11 protein-coding genes are annotated in these 19,019 nt (G+C 37.1%); 7 read left to right on the top strand and 4 right to left on the bottom strand.

From position 1 onward, the window contains the following. Positions 1-402 precede the first annotated feature (402 nt). The 7 genes from WC614_01030 (at position 403) to WC614_01060 (ending at position 11,113) form a co-directional block, all read left to right on the top strand. On the top strand, positions 403-1,149 hold the full coding sequence (locus WC614_01030) for a hypothetical protein (protein MFA5031578.1): 747 nt from the start codon (positions 403-405) through the stop codon (positions 1,147-1,149). A gap of 3 nt (positions 1,150-1,152) precedes the next feature. Beyond that, positions 1,153-2,004 carry a site-specific tyrosine recombinase/integron integrase gene (gene xerA, locus WC614_01035; GenBank protein MFA5031579.1) on the top strand — a complete coding sequence of 284 codons (852 nt, stop codon included), beginning with the start codon at positions 1,153-1,155 and terminating at the stop codon, positions 2,002-2,004. Next, on the top strand, positions 1,997-3,253 hold the full coding sequence (locus WC614_01040; GenBank protein MFA5031580.1) for a dihydroorotase: 1,257 nt from the start codon (positions 1,997-1,999) through the stop codon (positions 3,251-3,253). The genes xerA and WC614_01040 overlap by 8 nt, the downstream gene beginning before the upstream one ends. A 195-nt stretch (positions 3,254-3,448) precedes the next feature. Then, positions 3,449-4,972 (top strand): DUF2779 domain-containing protein, encoded by a 1,524-nt coding sequence (locus WC614_01045; protein MFA5031581.1) that lies wholly within the window; start codon positions 3,449-3,451, stop codon positions 4,970-4,972. Between the two features lie 235 nt (positions 4,973-5,207). Next, the gene (locus tag WC614_01050) at positions 5,208-6,695 is read left to right on the top strand and encodes an FG-GAP-like repeat-containing protein (protein MFA5031582.1); all 1,488 of its coding nucleotides are present in this window, start codon (positions 5,208-5,210) and stop codon (positions 6,693-6,695) included. A 73-nt stretch (positions 6,696-6,768) separates the two neighbouring features. After that, positions 6,769-8,256: an FG-GAP-like repeat-containing protein gene (locus WC614_01055; protein MFA5031583.1), complete on the top strand. Its 1,488-nt coding sequence runs from the start codon at positions 6,769-6,771 to the stop codon at positions 8,254-8,256. Between the two features lie 130 nt (positions 8,257-8,386). After that, complete coding sequence (locus tag WC614_01060) at positions 8,387-11,113, top strand: kelch repeat-containing protein (protein MFA5031584.1); 2,727 nt, start codon at positions 8,387-8,389, stop codon at positions 11,111-11,113. A gap of 90 nt (positions 11,114-11,203) precedes the next feature. On the opposite strand, the gene WC614_01065 is transcribed toward WC614_01060, so the two are convergent. The 4 genes from WC614_01065 to WC614_01080 all read right to left on the bottom strand — a co-directional run bounded on the left by WC614_01065 (position 11,204) and on the right by WC614_01080 (position 18,554). Further along, on the bottom strand, positions 11,204-12,337 hold the full coding sequence (locus WC614_01065) for a M23 family metallopeptidase (protein ID MFA5031585.1): 1,134 nt from the start codon (positions 12,335-12,337) through the stop codon (positions 11,204-11,206). Between the two features lie 54 nt (positions 12,338-12,391). Next, positions 12,392-14,455 carry a ribonucleoside triphosphate reductase gene (locus WC614_01070; protein ID MFA5031586.1) on the bottom strand — a complete coding sequence of 688 codons (2,064 nt, stop codon included), beginning with the start codon at positions 14,453-14,455 and terminating at the stop codon, positions 12,392-12,394. A gap of 192 nt (positions 14,456-14,647) precedes the next feature. Beyond that, entirely contained in the window at positions 14,648-16,414 is a 1,767-nt protein-coding gene (locus tag WC614_01075) for an SBBP repeat-containing protein (GenBank protein ID MFA5031587.1), read from the bottom strand. Between the two features lie 487 nt (positions 16,415-16,901). Further along, positions 16,902-18,554: an SBBP repeat-containing protein gene (locus tag WC614_01080; protein MFA5031588.1), complete on the bottom strand. Its 1,653-nt coding sequence runs from the start codon at positions 18,552-18,554 to the stop codon at positions 16,902-16,904. Between the last annotated feature and the right edge of the window lie 465 nt (positions 18,555-19,019).

The following is a 19,019-nucleotide window of genomic DNA, read 5'->3' on the forward strand; positions in this document are numbered from 1 at the left end:
TGTATTCTGTCCTCTTCATCCTATCTGTTCTCTATTTTCTTTCGTGTTTTTCGTCTTTTCGTGATTTCATGGACAGTTGTTTCCCGTTATTTTTTAACTCTCTAAATTTCCGTTTTCTGTATTTCTTATCCGCGTGTATTTGCGTTCATCTGCGGTTACTCTTTCCTTTTTCTGTCCTTGTTTTCGTGCTAATTAGCGTTCACTATAGTCCGGAATCTTTTGCCGGATTCGTGGATAAAATTCTTTATATTCTCTATTTGTAGTTTATTCTTTAACTCTATGATTTTACTTTTTCTATTATCCTGTCAATCCTGTCCTATTTCTCTGTGTTCTGTTGTTACTATTTCCTCTTTACAAAAAAAACATTGACGGAAAGCTACTCCTACATATATATTAAAATATATGCAACATCCTGATCCGGATTCTGTTTCTTTTTTCTTGGAAATATCAAAAAACCCCGTAATTAATGGTATCAGCTTCTTAATTGGATTTGTAGGATTTGTTCTTGCAATTATATTTTACATCAAGAGCAAAAAACTCAAAAAACCAATCTATTGGATGAAAACTTTTGAATTGTTAAAAGGGGAAGAAAAGTTCTCCAAAATGTCCATTTTATATGAAGGCGCTAAAGTAAATACGGTTTCTTTGACTAAAGTTGTTTTTTTTAATGCCGGCAACGAAACTATCGATTCCGGAGATATTGCTCAAAATGACCCCTTAAGGATAGAAATAGGTGGCGGAACTAAAATACTGGATAAAGACATAATTTATGTTAAAAATAAAGCAAATAATTTCAGGCTTGAAGAAACCGGGCAAAATAACATTTTGAATATCCAATTTGATTATCTTGATAAAGAAGAAGGGGGAGTATTCCAGATTACTCATACCGGAGCTTCCCCGGATGCTATTAATCTTAAAGGCTCTATTAAAGGGGTCTCCCACATATTAAAACGGAAAAATAATGGAAAACTATTTTATGATATTTGTTTCTCTGCAATAATTATGATGCTTGCCTTTTTTGTAACTAATACTCGCTTTCACTGGCCGCTTAAGTTTTCTATTTATGCAATTATTGTAAGCATTTTATGGATAATGTTTTCTAAATTTCCATCCGGAAGTGTAACTCGTAAATACGATAATAAAATATAAAAAATGGAACATGAAATTGCAGAATTTATTGAGTCTTTGAGGTTAAAAAATGCGTCTGAGCATACGGTAAAAGGTTATGCTACAGACTTAAAAGAATTTAAAGATGGCTTTCCCGATAAACCCGTTACTGCAATAGGCAAAAAAGAGTTAACAAATTTCCTGGCAGGGCTAAGACGATATGGCTTTGATAACAGTACAGCTAACAGAAAACTTTCCGCTTTACGCTCTTTCTTCAAATTTCTAGTTGAAAAAGGAACCATATCAAAAAATCCTGCCGTTAACGTCAAGGCGCCTAAAATAGAATCGAAATTACCTTCTTTCCTTACGGAAGAATCCGCAGAAAAACTTATGGACACTGAAAACCTTTCTCCAAGAGACAGGGCTATTCTCGAAACTCTATACGGAACAGGAGTCAGGGCATCCGAATTAATCGGAATGAATATAGGAAGTCTGGATTTTGTTAATGAAACCGTAACGGTTCTGGGAAAAGGTTCCAAAGAACGTAAAATTCCTCTAACTCGCACCGCTATATATGTTTTAAAAAATTATATTGCAAATAGAAATATGATGGAGAGGGATGCGCCCTTATTCTTAAACAAATACAATCAAAGACTTTCACAAAGAGGTTTACAAAATATAGTAAATAAACATATACGAATGATTGCAGAGTTACGAAGAATGAGTCCACATACTTTACGCCATACCTACGCAAGCGTAATGCTCAACAAAGGTTGTGATTTACGCACAATACAGGAATTGTTAGGACATGCTTCAATCGCTTCGACTCAAATTTATACCCATTTAACTGTCGAAAAATTAAAAGACGCTTATAAAACCGGACACCCTCGTGCATAATTACTTATTAATTAAAAACGGCAGAGTAATTGACCTCACCAATAATATAGACGCTAAGTTGGATATTCTCATTAAAGACGGCATCATTGATTCAGTCGCTCCCAACATATTCCAAAAAGATGCAACTATAATCGATGCTTCTAATCTTATAATCACGCCTGGTCTTATTGATGTTCATACACATTTTCGCGAGCCGGGAGAAGAACAAAAAGAAGATATTCGTACAGGCTCAAGAGCTGCGCTTGCCGGTGGATTTACTTCTGTCATCTGCGAACCCAATACCCAACCCAGAATAGATAATTCGGATATTTTAAAAAAAGTTATAACCAGAGGTAAAGAAGTAGGATTGATAAACTTATACTCGTCCGCCTGTATTACAACCGGCGATAAACATAACAAATTAACGGATATTAAGGATTTGAAAGACAGCGGCGCGACTATGTTTACGGATGACGGCGACCCCGTAATATATCCCGAGCTTATGCAAAAAGCTCTGGTTGAAGCTCAAAAAAACAAAACAATGCTCTCGCCTCACTGCGAATCTTCTGGTTGGGCAGAATCTATTACCGGAAAATTAAACGAAGAACCGGAAATATTTTACGTAAAAAGAGATATTGAATTAGTAAAAAAAACCAACGCTTCTTTGCATTTTGCTCATATAAGTCTTGAAGAAAGTTTGAATGCAATAAGAATCGCCAAATCAAAAGGTTTGAATATAACCTGCGAAGTTACACCGCATCATCTTGTTCTGGATAAATCATTCGAAAAAAAATACGGAACGCTTACAAAAGTAAATCCCGCCTTGAGAAAAATTTCAGATGTAAAAGCAATGCAAGAAGGGCTACTTGATGGAACAATTGATGTAATCGCGTCCGACCATGCACCTCATACCAAAGCAGATAAAGATTCGGTTTGGGAAAAAGCCGCCTGTGGAATGATAGGTATAGAAACTTCTTTAGGAGTATTACTGTCGGAATTAGTGCATAAAAATATTATACCGCTCAATACTTTGATTGCGAAACTAACCTGTAATCCCGCAAATATATTTAACCTGCCCGCAGGAAAATTGACTCCGGGTATGCCTGCAGACATAACCATAATTGATTTAAACAAAGAATGGACAGTAGATGCAAATAAGTTTGAATCCAAATCAAGAAATTGCCCGTTTGACAAATGGGAACTAAAAGGTAAACCCGTAATGACAATCGTTAAAGGGAAAGTCAAGATGAAAGACGGAGTTGTGATATAGTACTCGCTTCTTCTCCATAAGCGGGAATCAATACTTTAACTTATATAATTTTTAATTGCCCCATCCCATACGGTCCTACATTTGTTACGAGACAGCCCAGAATTTGTCGCGGGAAGGGTTGCATATAAGTTTACAAAATAAAACTAATTGACTTTATAGAAAACCCTTATACATTAAAAAAACAATAACTAAATAATGCAATATGCGCCGCTTCTGACAAAATCAAAATACCTTAACGGATTACAGTGTCATAAATACTTATGGATGCTCCTGAATGAAGCGGATAAAATCCCCGAAACCGACGAAGGGACTCAATTTGTATTTGAACAGGGAAATTTAGTCGGAGAACTTGCCAAAAAATTCTTTCCGAACGGAAAAGGTTTCGAGGCAATGGGGTTCAAGGAAAATATTGAAGAATCCCAAAAAGCTTTATCCTTGAGAGTCCCCTTATTTGAAGCCGGATTCCTTGCAGGCAGAGTATACGCAAAAGTAGACATCTTAGAACCAACTGAAGACAATCAATGGAATATAGTAGAAGTTAAAAGTTCCACAAGCGTAAAAGATGTTCATATTCAGGATGTTGCATTCCAGAAATATTGTTATGAAAGGGCCGGGCTCAAAATAAAAAATTGCTTTGTAATGTATATAAATAATGAATACATAAAAAATGGAGAAATCGACCCGACACAATTTTTTATCAGAAAAGATGTAAGCGCCGAAATAGAAAAAGAAACTATCGGGATGGAAGAAAGAATTAACTTAATGCTTAAAAATATGTCAAAAAGAGAAGTGCCGGATATTAAAATCGGCAAGCATTGCAATACTCCTTATGAGTGTCCTTTGAAAGAATATTGCTGGGATTTCCTTCCTGAAAATAATGTATTCCAATTATACCGCGGTAGGGAGAAAGCTTTTGAATTATTTGAATCCGGAATACTTTCAATGAAAGACATTCCCGAAGATTGTGAATTAGACGAAAAACAAAAAAAACAAATTTATTGTGAGAAAAGCGGAAACCCTTTTTTAGATAAAAGAGGAATTAAAGAATTTTTGAATACATTACACTATCCTTTATACTTTTTGGATTTTGAAACTTACACCACTGCCATTCCATTATATGATGGGACAAGACCACATCAACATATTCCTTTTCAATTTTCCCTCCACATAATTGAAAAAAAATCAAAAGTCCCCAATCATTTTTCTTATTTAACAGACGGTGCAATAGATACAAGAGCAGTTATTATTCAAAAACTAAAAGAACTATTAAAAGATTCCGGTAGTATTTTAGTCTATAATCAGAGTTTTGAGCAAAAAATATTTACCGACCTTGGAGAATATTTCCCGGAATACAAACAATGGGTTAACGAAACAATTAAAAGAATGGTAGATTTAATTAATCCTTTTAGAAATTTTTATTATTACAACTCCAAACAAAAAGGCAGCGCTTCAATTAAATCCGTGCTTCCCGCGCTGACAAATAAAAGTTACAGCGAGATGGAAATATCCAATGGTGGGACTGCGTTTTTGAAATATTTTTATATTACTTACGGTTCCCTTGTAGGGAGGAAAACAACACCTGAAGAAATACAACAAGTCAGAAATGCTCTTGAGAAATATTGCGCTCTAGATACCGAAGCAATGATTTTGATAGTACAAAAATTAGAAACATTAGTTGAGGACAACAATAATTTTTCTACTCTAAAAATTCCATTTTAGGTTATAATTCTACGCTTATGATTTGTTTTATTTAACACCCCTCTGTTTTAAATTTGTAATAACCCTTTATGTTTGTTCAAAGAAACATACTATTTCAGGTCTAAAAAAGGCTAAATCGATAAATTATAGAAAAATTAGCTCATTGGCAATTTTACCCCTTGACAAACGTTAAAAATATATACATATTAGTATTAGATAAAGTCAGAGAACAATTTCTTTATCGGGGAGATGTGCTATGAAAAAAACAATATTGCTAATAATTGCTACGTTTATGTGTTTGGCGATTTGGAAAGACAGTGCTTTTTCAACAGTAACTTTTTCAAGGTTCACGATATCCGATAATGTAAAAAAACCACATGGAGACTGGGCAGGTGATGTAGAAAACAATAATCCCAAATGGGAATACGATGCTTTTGCTACTATTGTTGACGATTATCAGGCGGTCTGGTATTCAAATCTCGGCAAAGGAATGACATGGGGGGCTAAAAATGTTATTTATACAGGCGATAGATGGTGTCTGGAAATAGTAGCTGGAGACCTCGATAAGGATGGGTGGATAGATGCAGTGTCTTCATTCGTTCAGTCTGCTGCAACTGCGATTAGTTTTCTTGCCGTACATAAAAACAACGGGAACGGAACTTTTACTACAACCGTTTTACCTACTCACACAACAAGATTCAGGCAAATAAAATTAGAAGACATAAATAATGACACATGGCTGGATATTGTTGTATCCGGTAGTGCGCCCAGCGCTTCATTGATACTGGAATCAGGCCTCTATTGGTATAAAAATAACGGCAGTATGAGTTTCACGGAAAATTTCATAGGAACTTGTAATGGATGGAAGGTAGATTGTTTTGACGATGAAGGGGATAAACATTTAGAAATAGCCGTAACCGAAGAATTTTTTGGAGCTAACGGAACTTCACCGGCAAGATTGCTTGTTTATAAAAACAACGGCGCAGAAGGATTCGCTCAAATTGTAGTGGATAATCTTGGCTTGCATATGGGAGACCCTCCGGGGGGTGGAGGCGTAAGATGCGCGGATTTTGATGGAGATAGTAGAAAAGATTTACTTGCAGGCGCATCTAATGATGGAAAACTTTATTGGTATAAGAATAATGGTGGGGCTTCTTTTACAAAATATACCGTAGATGCTTCGGCAAGCAAAGTGGATGGCATTGATGTCGGAGACTTTGAACCGGATGGAGATATGGATATAGTCGCCTGCGGAAGAGATTACTGGATTAGATGGTATGAGAATGATGGATTTGGTAATTTTACATCTCATAGTATAGATGTGCAGTATATTTTATTTGATTTGCCTTATGTAACTTATCTTGACGGAGATAGCTGCCCGGACATAATAGTAACTGAAGCAACTGCAACTACAGGGCACGTATTTGCATATCTTAATCCCTGTTCCGGCGTAGGGACAGAAGAAAACAAAATTAAAACAACCGGAAATTGGTTGAAAATGCCTTCCATTGTTACGAAAAACTCCATCAATATAACTTTTGGGATAGAAAATAAGAGCAGAGTAAAATTGGAAGTGTTAGATATAACAGGAAGAGTAATTGATGTTATTAATGATGCTAATTACGATAAGGGAAGTTATAAAACATTATGGAATACTAATGAAAAACCAAATGGGACTTATTTTTTATCGTTAAAAGCTGAAAATTGTCCCATTGTCACAAAAAGAATAACGTTAATTAGATAAAAATTATTGACAAAATAATAGCTAATTATAAGCTTCAGTGGAATAAGGGAATTTAATTAAGGTAGGAGGAATTATGAAAAAATGTTTTGTATTGTTATTTTTGTCTTTATTTTTATGCAATTTAACATACGGGCAGAGAGTCGTAACTTTTTATAGATATACCATAGATAGCGTATTGTTAACGCCACATGGAGACTGGGCTGGTGACGTTCGAAACGATAATCCTCCATGGGCTTACGATGCGTTTGCCACAACCGCAGGGAATAAAGACGTGGTTTGGTACTCAAATAATAGCTTAGGAACAACATGGGGTCCCAAAAATACTATATACAGCTCTGATAGGACTTGCACCGAAGTATCTGCCGGGCAACTTGATGCGGATAACTGGATAGATGCGGTATCTTCATTTGTAAAGTCTGATTCCATCGCTTGGAGTTTTCTTGCTATTCATAAAAATAATGGTAATGGAACTTTTACAACGACTAAGTTGGACAGTGTTAAAGCAAGGTTAAGACAAACAAGGCTAGTAGATGTAAATAATGATGGATTGCTTGATATTATTGTAGCTGCAAGCGCTCCACGAACATCCGCCATATTTGAATCGGGCGTTTACTGGTATAGAAATAACGGTGGGATGAGTTTCACAAAAAACTTTATAGCTACCGCTGACGCATGGAAAGTAGATGCTTTTGATAATGTTGATAATGATAATCATTTAGATATTGTAGCATCCGAAGAATTCTTTTCCGGGCAAGATGTATCGGCTTCAGCAAGAATTATTCTATACAAAAATAATGGAGCGGAAGGATTTTCTCAAGTGGTAATCGAAGCTAATTTGGGACGCAATTTAGGTGACCCCCCGGGAGGCGGAGGCGTAAGATGTGCGGATTTCGACAACGATAATAAAATAGATATTGTCGGCAGTAGTAGTTACAATGGGGTTCTTTACTGGTATAAAAATAATGACGGCACTTCTTTTACAAGAAACGCTATAGACAATATGGCAAGTAATATCGATGGAATTGATATCGGCGATTTTGAACCTGATGGTAATATGGATATAGTAGCTTGCGGACGGAATTATTGGATTAGATGGTACCACAATAATGGAAATGGAACTTTTACTATGAATTCTATTGACACTCAATATAGATTGTTTGATTTACCTTTTGTAACATACCTTGATGGCGATACCTGCCCGGATATAGTAGTTACTGAAGCAACCAATACTAGCGGCTGGGTATTTGCATATCTAAACCATTGCATAGCCAGTGTAGAAGAAAAAACTTCTATAACACAAAACAATTGGTTAAAAACACCTTCTGTTGTTAATAAAAACTCGGTTGATATAACTTTTGGGATAGTCAACAAGGGTAAAATAAAATTGGAGATTCTGGATATAACGGGAAGAGTAATTAATATCATTGGGAATGATTATTATGAAACGGGTGTCTATAAAGCACTATGGAATACCAACGGAAAACCAAACGGAACTTATTTCTTATCGCTTAAATCTGAAAATACTCCTGTCATAACTAAAAGAATAACTATTGTGAGATAGATAATAGCCGGTAGTTACTAGGATTAATAAAATATATAGTGAGTTGAGAGTTCCCCATGTAGTATATGCTAGTTTTATTCTCAAATTTTATCATTAAGTCTGAAACCTTTATATGACAGGAGGGAGAGCAATGAAAACATTAAAAATATTCATATTATTAAGTATCTTTATTTTCAGTAATTTATTTGCAGGCAAATGGACAAGAACAAATGATTTAAATAGTGTGCGGGCAGGTTTTGGGTGTGTTATTCTTACGGATGGAAAAATCCTGGTATTCGGATCCGAGAGCGGTTCAACATTTGAAACTTTTGACCCTGCTACCGGAAAATGGACACAAGGCAATATAACAGGTGCCAATGGCGGACATCCTGCAACTATCTTATTGCCAAATGGAAAAGTATGGTTCGTACCACCTGATAGTGTGGCAGCAATAGCAAGCCAGGTTTATGACCCGACAACAAATACATGGGCTGCCGGTCCAAGTATCTCTTACTATGAGAAATCCGCTTCCACTTTACTAAATAACGGAAAAGTTCTCATCACAGGATATGATTGCGCTACTCCATATACAAGAACTTCATTATATGATTACCAGAGTAATAGCTTATCTCTTACCGGTTCTACCAGTGTTCTTCAGGGAGATAGAACTATAGAAGTGCTACTTCATACGGGAGAAGCTCTTGTTATCGGGGGAGGAGCTTATCCTCAAAATACTGAACTCTATAATCCATCATCAGGAGTATGGTCAAATATGCCTAATGCAACCTATGGCAGTTATGGAGGTTGTGGAATAAGACTTCCTACCCCTTGGAACTATGTTCTTGTTGCCGGACCGGGCGCACAATCTCAATTATTTGATCCCGGGACTCACACATGGGCTGCTACAGGAAATCTAAGTAGTGCCTCCAGAGGCGTTCCTGCTATGACAATGTTACCTATGGGAAAACCAATGATGATAGGTGGACAGGTTAATGAAACTTGCGAATTGTATGACCCTGCTTCAGGAGTATGGACATCTGTCGAGAATATGAATTATAAACGCTCCCATTTCAGCGCGCCTTTATTATACACAGGCAAAGTTCTCGCAATAGCAGGTAAAGTAACAAGTTCCATAGATATTACAAATACGGCTGAAGTTTACGACACTATGATGTCCGTATGGGGAAATAAACCTTCCCTGTCCTATGCGCGAGCCGGACATACAATCACCCCATTACCCATAACTCATACAACTAATTGTTCAACAAATGTCCTGATAGTAGGCGGGGAGAACAGTCTTAGTTTTATTAATTCCTGTGAATTATACAATTATGCAGAAGAAAGAGTAGCTTCTACAGTCCCGCTTAATACAGAAAGAGCATATCATACGGCTAACTTGTTAGCCAATGGAACTGTTTTGATTGGTGGTGGGAAAAATACAGGCGGAGCGTTAAAGTCCTGCGAATTATATGTTGTAAATGCAGGCGTTTGCAGTTGGACATCTACAGGAGATATGATTACATCAAGATTTAATCATACCGCTACTTTATTAAAGAACGGCAAAGTTTTCATTACCGGGGGAGAAAACACATCAGGCGTTTTGTCTTCCTGTGAAACATATAACAACAACACCGGGATATGGTCAGCCGCCAACTCTATGACAAATCCAAGAACGGAACATACCTGCGCATTACTGCTTGATGGAAGGGTTCTTGTAACAGGAGGACGCATTTCGGCAGGAGTTACCACGGGAACTTGTGAAATATATAACCCGACATCCGGCAACTGGACAAGTACCGGAAGTCTTACGACGCCAAGGTCTCTACACAATACTATACTTTTACAATCCGGAAAAGTTCTTGCTATAGGCGGGAAAAATAATTCGGGAACGGCTTTATCTTCCTGTGAAATATACGACCCGGCAACCGGAATATGGAGCGCTACACAAACATTAAATACCGCAAGATATATGCATAACTCTATACTTATATATTCAGGACTTGTTTTAACTATGGGAGGTTACGACGGAACAAATTATTTATCTTCGTGTGAATTATACGACCCGCTTCTGTCTTTAACTTTCTCCCCCACCTGGCAACAGACCAAACCTTTGAATACGGCAAGGGCAATGCAAGGATGTTGCAATATACCCGAATTAAAGCCCTATGTTATTTCGATAGGAGGAAAAAGTTCAGGCAGTAATTTCCTAAACTCTATAGAGGAGTATGACATTGGACTCGGATATGTCCCCGAATGGCAATCAACTATTACCAATTATAAATCAGTAACTCATATCTCTAACCCTATGAATATACAGGGAACATTATTCAGGGGAGTAACTGAAGCAGATGGCGGGAACCATTGTCATATAGTATCAAGCGATCATCCTATAATTTCCTTATTGAGAATACCGGGAGGAAACTGGCAATCTAACGGAGGAGGCGAAGCCTTGTATATGCCTTATAGTGACTCCTGGAGCGAAACCAATACCAATGTTCATCCTCTAATTGCTGATTCAGGACACTGTATGTTATGGGCAATTGTAAATGCCATACCAACTAAATGGTATGAAGGATGCATAGCAGGAAAAGAAGAATCAAATGCAGAACGTAAAACAAAAAATTCCGGGCTGGAACTTCGAAGCAACCCGATTTCTCAAATAACGACTATCTGGTATGAAACCCCAAATAAAAGCAACGTAACTATTAAACTTTATGACGCAACAGGCAGATTAACAACTTCCATTATTGATGAGATAAAAGATTCCGGCATCTATAATATAAACGTTGATACAAAAAAGTTTACTTCCGGTATTTACTTCGTAACCCTTTCTACGGAAAATTTCAGAGCAACTAAAAAACTAATTCTGATAAAATAGAATTTATATTCTTTAAAGAATCGGGTAGATGAGAGCACGTGCTCCCACCTACCCTTATTTATTAGTTACTAAGCAGGATTTTATATTATATTACTTCCCTGAATGTTCTACTAGGTCTACTACAGGAATCTTATTAATATTTTTTACTACATCAGAAAGAATCGTTAATTTATTTGTATAATTTTTATATTCCTCCAAGTTTTTCCCGTACAACGGCATAACCGGAGGTGGAATTATTTTTATAGGGTTCACAAACTGTCCGTATTTTTGTAACCTGAAATCAAGATGCGCCCCCGTTGACATACCCGTGGAGCCAAGTTTTCCTATCAAATCTCCTTGTTGGACGAACTTTCCTTTTTTCGTTATTATGCTTGAAAGATGTCCGTAGTAAGATTTAAATCCCTGGCTGTGTTGGATTATTATATGTTTTCCAAAACCTCCCTTCCAGCCTGCAAAAACAACAACACCGTCTCCTATTGTCCTGATAGGCGTTCCCATAGGCGCTACATAATCTATGCCTAAATGGGGCATCCATTTTCTTAAGACCGGGTGAAAACGCGCTTTGGTAAATCCCGAAGAAATTCGCTGGTAACTAACCGGCGAACGTAAAAATAGTTTTCTAAGAGATTTCCCATCAAGACTATAATAACCCGAATTCGACGCTTTATCATAATATATTCCGGTATATTCATCTTTACCTGATGTATAAGTAGCGGATAATACCCTGTTATAACCTATAAATCTGCTTCCCGAATACTCGGCGATTGCAATTAATTTGAATTTGTCTCCGTTTCGGGTTTCAACGTTAAAGTCAATATCCGAAGAGAATATTTCATCCGCCATTATATATATTAAATTCGGAGTCCCCCCTGCTTTTATCACGGCATCCCACAACGAGCCGTTATCTATCGCCCCTTCAAGACATACAAATTCTTTTCTTATCTCTAACTCACTGACCTGAAATAAACTATCTACGATAATTGTCTTTTTATTGGCTTCGTATCTAAGTTCAATGAAATTGTTTTCTCTTTTGGTAACCAATAATTTGTCTCCTGCGCGGCATCTTCTTAAGTCTAATTTGCTCCTGATAACGGAAGTTATTTTATTTGCAGTACTGTCGGAAATGCTTATGGATTTTAGAACGGTTGGGAAGGTGTCGCCCTGCTTTAATGTATAAGACAAGCTTGAGTTACTTAAAAATATAAATAAAGCTATGCCCCACATTTTTTAAAACTATTTCTCTATTATTGAAATACCGGATAACAAAAGGTTTTTTAACTATACTTTGTATTCCAGTCTTTCCGAAAATTCGTGTCTTTTCCCTTCGTTCCAGTTTGCTACAGGTCTGTAATACCCGACGACTCTCGAATAAACTTCCGTAACGGCATTACATTGAGGACAATTAAAATGTTCCCCTGATATATAACCGTGTTCCGGGCATATACTAAAAGTAGGAGTAATCGTAAAGTAAGGAATACGGAATCTTTCTGCCAATTTACGAACAAGCAATGCGCATAGTTCCGGGGAATTTATTTCCTCGCCGATAAAGCCGTGTAACACGGTTCCGCCGGTATATTTCGTTTGCAAACCTTCCTGTAATTCAAAAGCTTTAAAAATATCATCCGTGTAACCGACAGGCAAAAGAGTTGAATTCGTATAGAATGGAACTCCGTTACCTCCCGTTATAATATCCGGGAATCTTTTTTTGTCTATTTTCGCCACTCTATAAGATACTCCTTCTGCAGGAGTCGCTTCCAAATTATAGATATTCTGGGTTTCCTGCTGGAATTCCCTTATCTTTCCCAACATAAAGTCCAATACTCTCTTGGAAAATTCCATTCCCTCGGGAGTAGCAATATTTTTCCCAAAAAGGTTAAGACAAGCCTCGTTCATTCCTACAAGTCCTATCGTTGAAAAATGATTTTTGAGTGTCCCGAGATACCTTTTAGTATAAGGGAAAAGCCCTGCATCAATATTACGGGTTACGATTTTACGTTTCGTTTCAAGCGAGATTTTTGCAAGTTCCATAAGCCTTTCAAGGTGTTCAAAAAATTCCACGTCACTCTTTGAAATATAACCTATACGCGGCAAGTTTATTGTAACTACACCGACCGAGCCTGTAGATTCGGATGAACCGAATAATCCACCCGTTATATTTTGTCTGAGTTCCGCCAAATCCAATCTTAGATGGCAACACATAGAACGAACGTCCGACGGTTCAAGGTCTGAATTTATAAAGTTTGCAAAATAAGGCAAACCATATTTACCGGTCATTTTAAATAAAAGCTGGGCATTCGGAGCATCCCAATTAAAATTTTTAGTTAGATTATATGTAGGAATAGGGAAAGTAAATATCCTTCCTTTGTCATCCCCTTCCATCATTACTTCAATAAACGCTCTGTTAATTAAATCCAATTCCGGCTGAAAATCCGCATATACACCATAGTTCGATTGGTATTCCCCGTTTACCGTTACTTTTTCCGCTTTCAGGTCTTCCGGAACAGTCCAGTCAAATGTAAGATTTGTAAAAGGAGTCTGTCCGCCCCATCTTGAAGCCACGTTTAACGAGAATATGAATCTCTGAATGCCTTGTTTTACCTGTGCATAATCAAGGTTATCTTTTCTTACGAAAGGCGCAAGATACGTATCAAACGAGTTAAACGCCATAGCGCCTGCCCATTCGTTTTGTAACGTGCCCAGGAAATTAACTATCTGCCCGAGCGCAGTTTCAAAATGCCGTGGCGCGCAAGCTTCTACTTTCCGGGGGACGCCGTTAAAGCCTTCTGCGAGAAGAGTTCGTAAATTCCACCCCGCGCAATATCCCGCAATTCCCATAGAAAGGTCGTGTATGTGCAATTCGCCGTCACGGTGGGCATTGGAGACTTCTTTAGAATATAACGAATCCAGCACATAATTTGCAATTACCGAACCCGCGGCGTGCATCATAAGCCCGGAGAAAGAGAAATCGGCATTTGCATTTTCTTTGGTACGCCAGTCAGATGCGTCAAGATAGTCATTTATGGTTTTGCTTACGTCTACAAATACTTCTCTTGCTCTTCTGATTCTCGCATGTTCTTCCCTGTAGAGAATGTAAGCTTTTGCTATTTCCGTTGCTCCTTCGCTCATCAGGACTTTTTCAACGACATCCTGCACTTCTTCTACGCTTGGCGTACGTCTATGAATTATGGATTCCAACAATTCAACGATTTTTGTTGAGAAACTTTCCGCAAGCTCACGATCCGGCTTACCAACGGCTTGTGTGGCTTTGAATATTGCTTCTATTATAAGGGTTTTATCGAAGGAAACGACTTTCCCGTCCCGTTTTTTTACTTTAGTCAACATATTGCCCCCTACCAAACATAGGATACTAAATCTTGTATTATTATATAAGGATGTCACAACATATTGTGTAATATTCATTCGTCAAGGGAAAAATTTTTTTATTTTTTTGTGGGGTGGAATAGCAAGTAAATATAAGCCTTTTCCCTAACATAAGCTGTTAGCAGTCAGGGACAACTACTTTATTACTTCTCTTTACTTTATTAGTAATAATTTTTTTGTTTCTCTATAATTATCAGTTACAAGTTTTACAAAATAAATCCCACTCTTCGTTATTCTGCCATTATTATCTTTCCCATCCCATGTGATACTGGTCATTTGGTCATTAGGTAATTGAGTCATTGGTAAAGACTTAACCAATTTCCCCGCAATATCATAAATCTGTATTTTCGCCTGTTTGTCCGCCGTTCCCTTGGCGGAAGACGAATTATTAGTAGATTTGTTCCCCAAATAACTAATACCCGAATAACTAATAACGGTGTTCCCAATAAATGGATTAGGAAATGCTTTTAATTCCCAAATCCCCAATCCAAAATCCAAAGTTAATGGTTCCTCTATTCCTACTGTTGAATATTTTATCGTTGTATAATCATAATTATAATCCTCACTGCCTCCCGTTACATACACATACCCTTTGTTATCCACTGCTATTGAATATGCATTATCCACCATATTTGCAGGTCCATTATATCTCTGTACCCACTCTTCACTTCCTGAACTGTTATATTTTATCGTCGCATAATCTTCTCCGTACGCACTCCCTACTCCCCAACTATTCCCAGTTACATAAACATTTCCATCGTTATCCAATACAATTCCTCTCGCTACATCAATACTATCACCTGTCCCATTATATCTTCTAACCCACATTGTATCTCCTGAACTGTTATATTTTATCGTTGCATAGTCATAATTAGTCGCCGAAGCATAACTTCTTCCCGTTACATAAACATTTCCATCACTATCTATTGCAAGTGCTGTTGCACCCCTCTGTCCAAAAAGATTTTTATTTGTCTTTACCCTGTTCGGGGCAATCGCGATTATTTCCTTATATGTAGAAGATACTTTTACATCATCATAATTCTTCTTTGATGTTCCACTATATGTCCTAACCCATACCGTATCTCCCGAACTATTGTATTTTATCGTCGCATACTCTGAAATAGTATCCGAAGAAAAAGATTTTGAACTTACTCCCGTTACATAAACATTTCCACTATTATCAACTACAATTGCATTTGCCTCATTATCTATATATCCAGATTTGCGATATCTTCTGACCCATAGTGTATCCCCTGTGCTGTTGTATTTTATGATTGCATAGTCATTAATATTTCCCGAACCAACACTCGTTCCTGTTACATAAGCATTCCCCCCTTTATCAACTGCAATCGCATTTACCTCATTACTCCCACTATATTTCCTATTCCACATTGTATTTCCTGAACTGTCATATTTTATTGTTGTATACCCACCATTCCCATTACTGGTTCCTGTTACATATACATTTCCGATACTGTCTAATGCAAGTGCTCGTCCTACATCATATATACCTCCTGCCCCCCCCCCTGAATCATATCTTCTAACCCACACTTCATCACCTGTACTATTATATTTTACCGTCGCATAGTCATAATAAGTCCCATTTCCATAACTCATTCCCGTTATATATACGTTTCTGCTTTTATCCACTGCAATTGCAAGAGCTTGGTCATCACTATTATCCTGTCCATTATATTTCCTGACCCATACAGTATCCCCTGAACTGTTATATTTTATTGTCATATAGTCATCACAACTCTCTCCCGTTACATATATATACCCACTGTCATCTACTGCCATTGCATACGCAACGTCATAAGCTCCCGGACTACTAACTGACCCGTTATACCTCGCCACCCATACCTGTCCAAAAATCTGTATTGGTAATATAAATCCTATTAAAATTAGTATTTTCTTCATCTCTCTCCTTTTGTAAAACTATAAGTTCATTATATAAACAAGCTATAACAGGGATTTAAAGAGAATTTACCCATAAACAAGGGCAACAAGAGAGAAAAAAGTCTCTTTAAATCTCTTCCCTGCCTACCGCAGGCAGGCAATCACTGTTGCATTATTATTTTTATTCTTATTACTAACTCTATTAATGCTTTCACATTTATTCTTTGTCAATAAGTCTTTAGTCATAATTATCTTAGTAAATTATAATATTATTATACCACTCCCCACGGTGAGTTTTTATCTATTACCGCTGCCTGTAAAACCGTTTGTCTCCCAATCGGTAAGATAGAAACAAACAGAATCAAACCTGCTAAAAGTTTCCTCATCTCATACCTCCATTTTCTCTTTACTTTATTAGTAATAACTTTTTTGTTATATAGACTTTGTCCCGTAGAAACATTAGTCTATATTATCCAGCTCAGCTGGGTTTCTTTCTCTTTCTACTGTATTATTTTATCATTATCATCTTCTTCGTTTCTGTTACTATACTAGATTCTTCGCTACGCTCAGAATGACAAACTGCCGTCAATTTTACAAAATAAATACCGCTCTTATGGATGTTAGGAGTGAATGTATAATTGCCTTTACTTAATGTGCCAGTATAAATAACTTCTTTCAATCTGCCGCACAAATCATAAAGTTTTATATTTGCTTCCATTGTGTTCGGGACAAACAAATAAATCTTATTTTTTATGATTTCCATTTTTGATATTTGATTTTTCATATTTGATTCCTCTACTCCTACACACGAATATTTTATCGTCGTACAGTCATCTCCGGAAGAAGAACCATAACTACTTCCTGTTACATATACATATCCCTTATTATCAAGTGCGATTGAGTATGCGTTATCGTCACCACTCCCGGGTCCATTATATCTTTGTGCCCACTCTTCGCCTCCTGAACTGTTATATTTTATCGTTGCATAGTCAGTGTCTGTAACTGTATCAAAGCTGGCGCCGGTTACATACACATTCCCAATATTGTCCAATGCAATTGCATATGCAGCATCTCCCCTACGAGATGGACCATCATATTTTCTAACCCACATTGTATCCCCTGCACTATTATATTTTATTGTCGCATAATCATAATAAGTCCCTGAATTATAGCTTTTTCCTGTTACGTACACATTCCCGTTATCGTCTATAGCAAGCGCCGTTGCTTCGTCTTTACTGGTACTGTCCGGGCCATGATATTTTCGGGTCCACATCGTATCTCCCACACTGTTATATTTTATTGTTGCATAATCAGTATAGGGGTACACTCCTGTCGTAATACATCCTGTTACATACACATTTCCGTTAATGTCCACCGCTATTCCTATCCCACCTCCTCCCCATGGAAGTCCTTTTGTCTTAGTATGCCCATATTCTTTTGAGTTTTTATAACCTTTTCCTGTTCCATTATAAGTTCTAACCCATACTGTATCTCCCAAACTATTATATTTTATTGTTGCATAGTCAGTATAGCCACTTTCTCCCGTTACATATACATTCCCATTGTTATCTACTGTTATAGCGTATCCCCATTGTTCTCCACTAGTTCCAATGTATTTACCAACCCATTTCTCTACTCCTAAACTGTCATATTTTATCGTTTGATATCCAAAAGAACCACGTCCTGTTACGTAAACATTTCCGCTATCATCTACATCTATCGCGCTTGCTTCATCAGTTTTATATCCTGTACCTCCCCCTGAATCATACCTTCTAAGCCATACTGTGTCTCCTGCACTATTATATTTTATAGTCGCATAATCATAATCAGTCCCGATTCCACAACTTCTTCCTGTCACATAAACGTTCCCAATTTTATCAACAGTAATTGCATAAACACAATCGCCAGTATTGTTTGGTCCATCATATTTTCTAACCCATACAGTATCTCCCACACTGTTATATTTTATTGTCAAGTAATCCGGGTAAGCAAAAGTATCCCCGCTCGCTCCGGCTACATACACATTTCCACTATCATCCACTGCAATTGCAAATGCACCATCTCCTTTATGTGCTGAACCATCATACCTCGCTACCCATACCTGTCCGAAAATCTGTAAAGGTAAAATAAATCCTATTAATAAAAATAATATCTTTCCCATAATTCCCCCTATTCTTAAGTAATTAGGTAATTGGGTCATTGAGTCATTAAGTAATTAGGTTATTAAGTTATTGGTCATTAACAACATATTATTATTAACTCTATTAATGTTTTCATTTTCAGTGTTTGTCAATAAGTCTTTAGTCATACTTATTTTAGTAAATTATAACACTATATTGCATTCCCTATTCTTACTCTTATCAAGAAAAAAGCCTTTGTTAGTTGGACTTTCCCGCACTGGCGGGATTATAAGAAGTCCTTTCCCGCCACAGCGGGATTAGGAATTCCTATCCCGCTTTGCGGGAGTCCAACTTATCCAACCTTGTTGGGCAAATATCTATATTTCTTCCCATTTTTGGACACTTCTTCCAAAATTAGTTATTTTTACAGTGTCTCTTCAAACTCAGTCAAAAAATCCTGTGACATATTTGTGCTGACTTGAAACTAAAATCAGGAAAAATAAACA

This window comes from bacterium, from assembly GCA_041649255.1.
Lineage (GTDB): Bacteria > Hydrothermota > UBA3073 > JACQXS01 > JAQTXJ01 > JAQTXJ01.

Coding starts and splice junctions, on each gene's coding strand:
- WC614_01080 (MFA5031588.1), bottom strand. CDS start 18,554: ATGGGAAAGATATTATTTTTATTAATAGGATTTATTTTACCTTTACAG.
- WC614_01045 (MFA5031581.1), top strand. CDS start 3,449: ATGCAATATGCGCCGCTTCTGACAAAATCAAAATACCTTAACGGATTA.
- WC614_01055 (MFA5031583.1), top strand. CDS start 6,769: ATGAAAAAATGTTTTGTATTGTTATTTTTGTCTTTATTTTTATGCAAT.
- WC614_01065 (MFA5031585.1), bottom strand. CDS start 12,337: ATGTGGGGCATAGCTTTATTTATATTTTTAAGTAACTCAAGCTTGTCT.
- WC614_01070 (MFA5031586.1), bottom strand. CDS start 14,455: ATGTTGACTAAAGTAAAAAAACGGGACGGGAAAGTCGTTTCCTTCGAT.
- WC614_01060 (MFA5031584.1), top strand. CDS start 8,387: ATGAAAACATTAAAAATATTCATATTATTAAGTATCTTTATTTTCAGT.
- WC614_01075 (MFA5031587.1), bottom strand. CDS start 16,414: ATGAAGAAAATACTAATTTTAATAGGATTTATATTACCAATACAGATT.
- WC614_01030 (MFA5031578.1), top strand. CDS start 403: ATGCAACATCCTGATCCGGATTCTGTTTCTTTTTTCTTGGAAATATCA.
- WC614_01050 (MFA5031582.1), top strand. CDS start 5,208: ATGAAAAAAACAATATTGCTAATAATTGCTACGTTTATGTGTTTGGCG.
- xerA (MFA5031579.1), top strand. CDS start 1,153: ATGGAACATGAAATTGCAGAATTTATTGAGTCTTTGAGGTTAAAAAAT.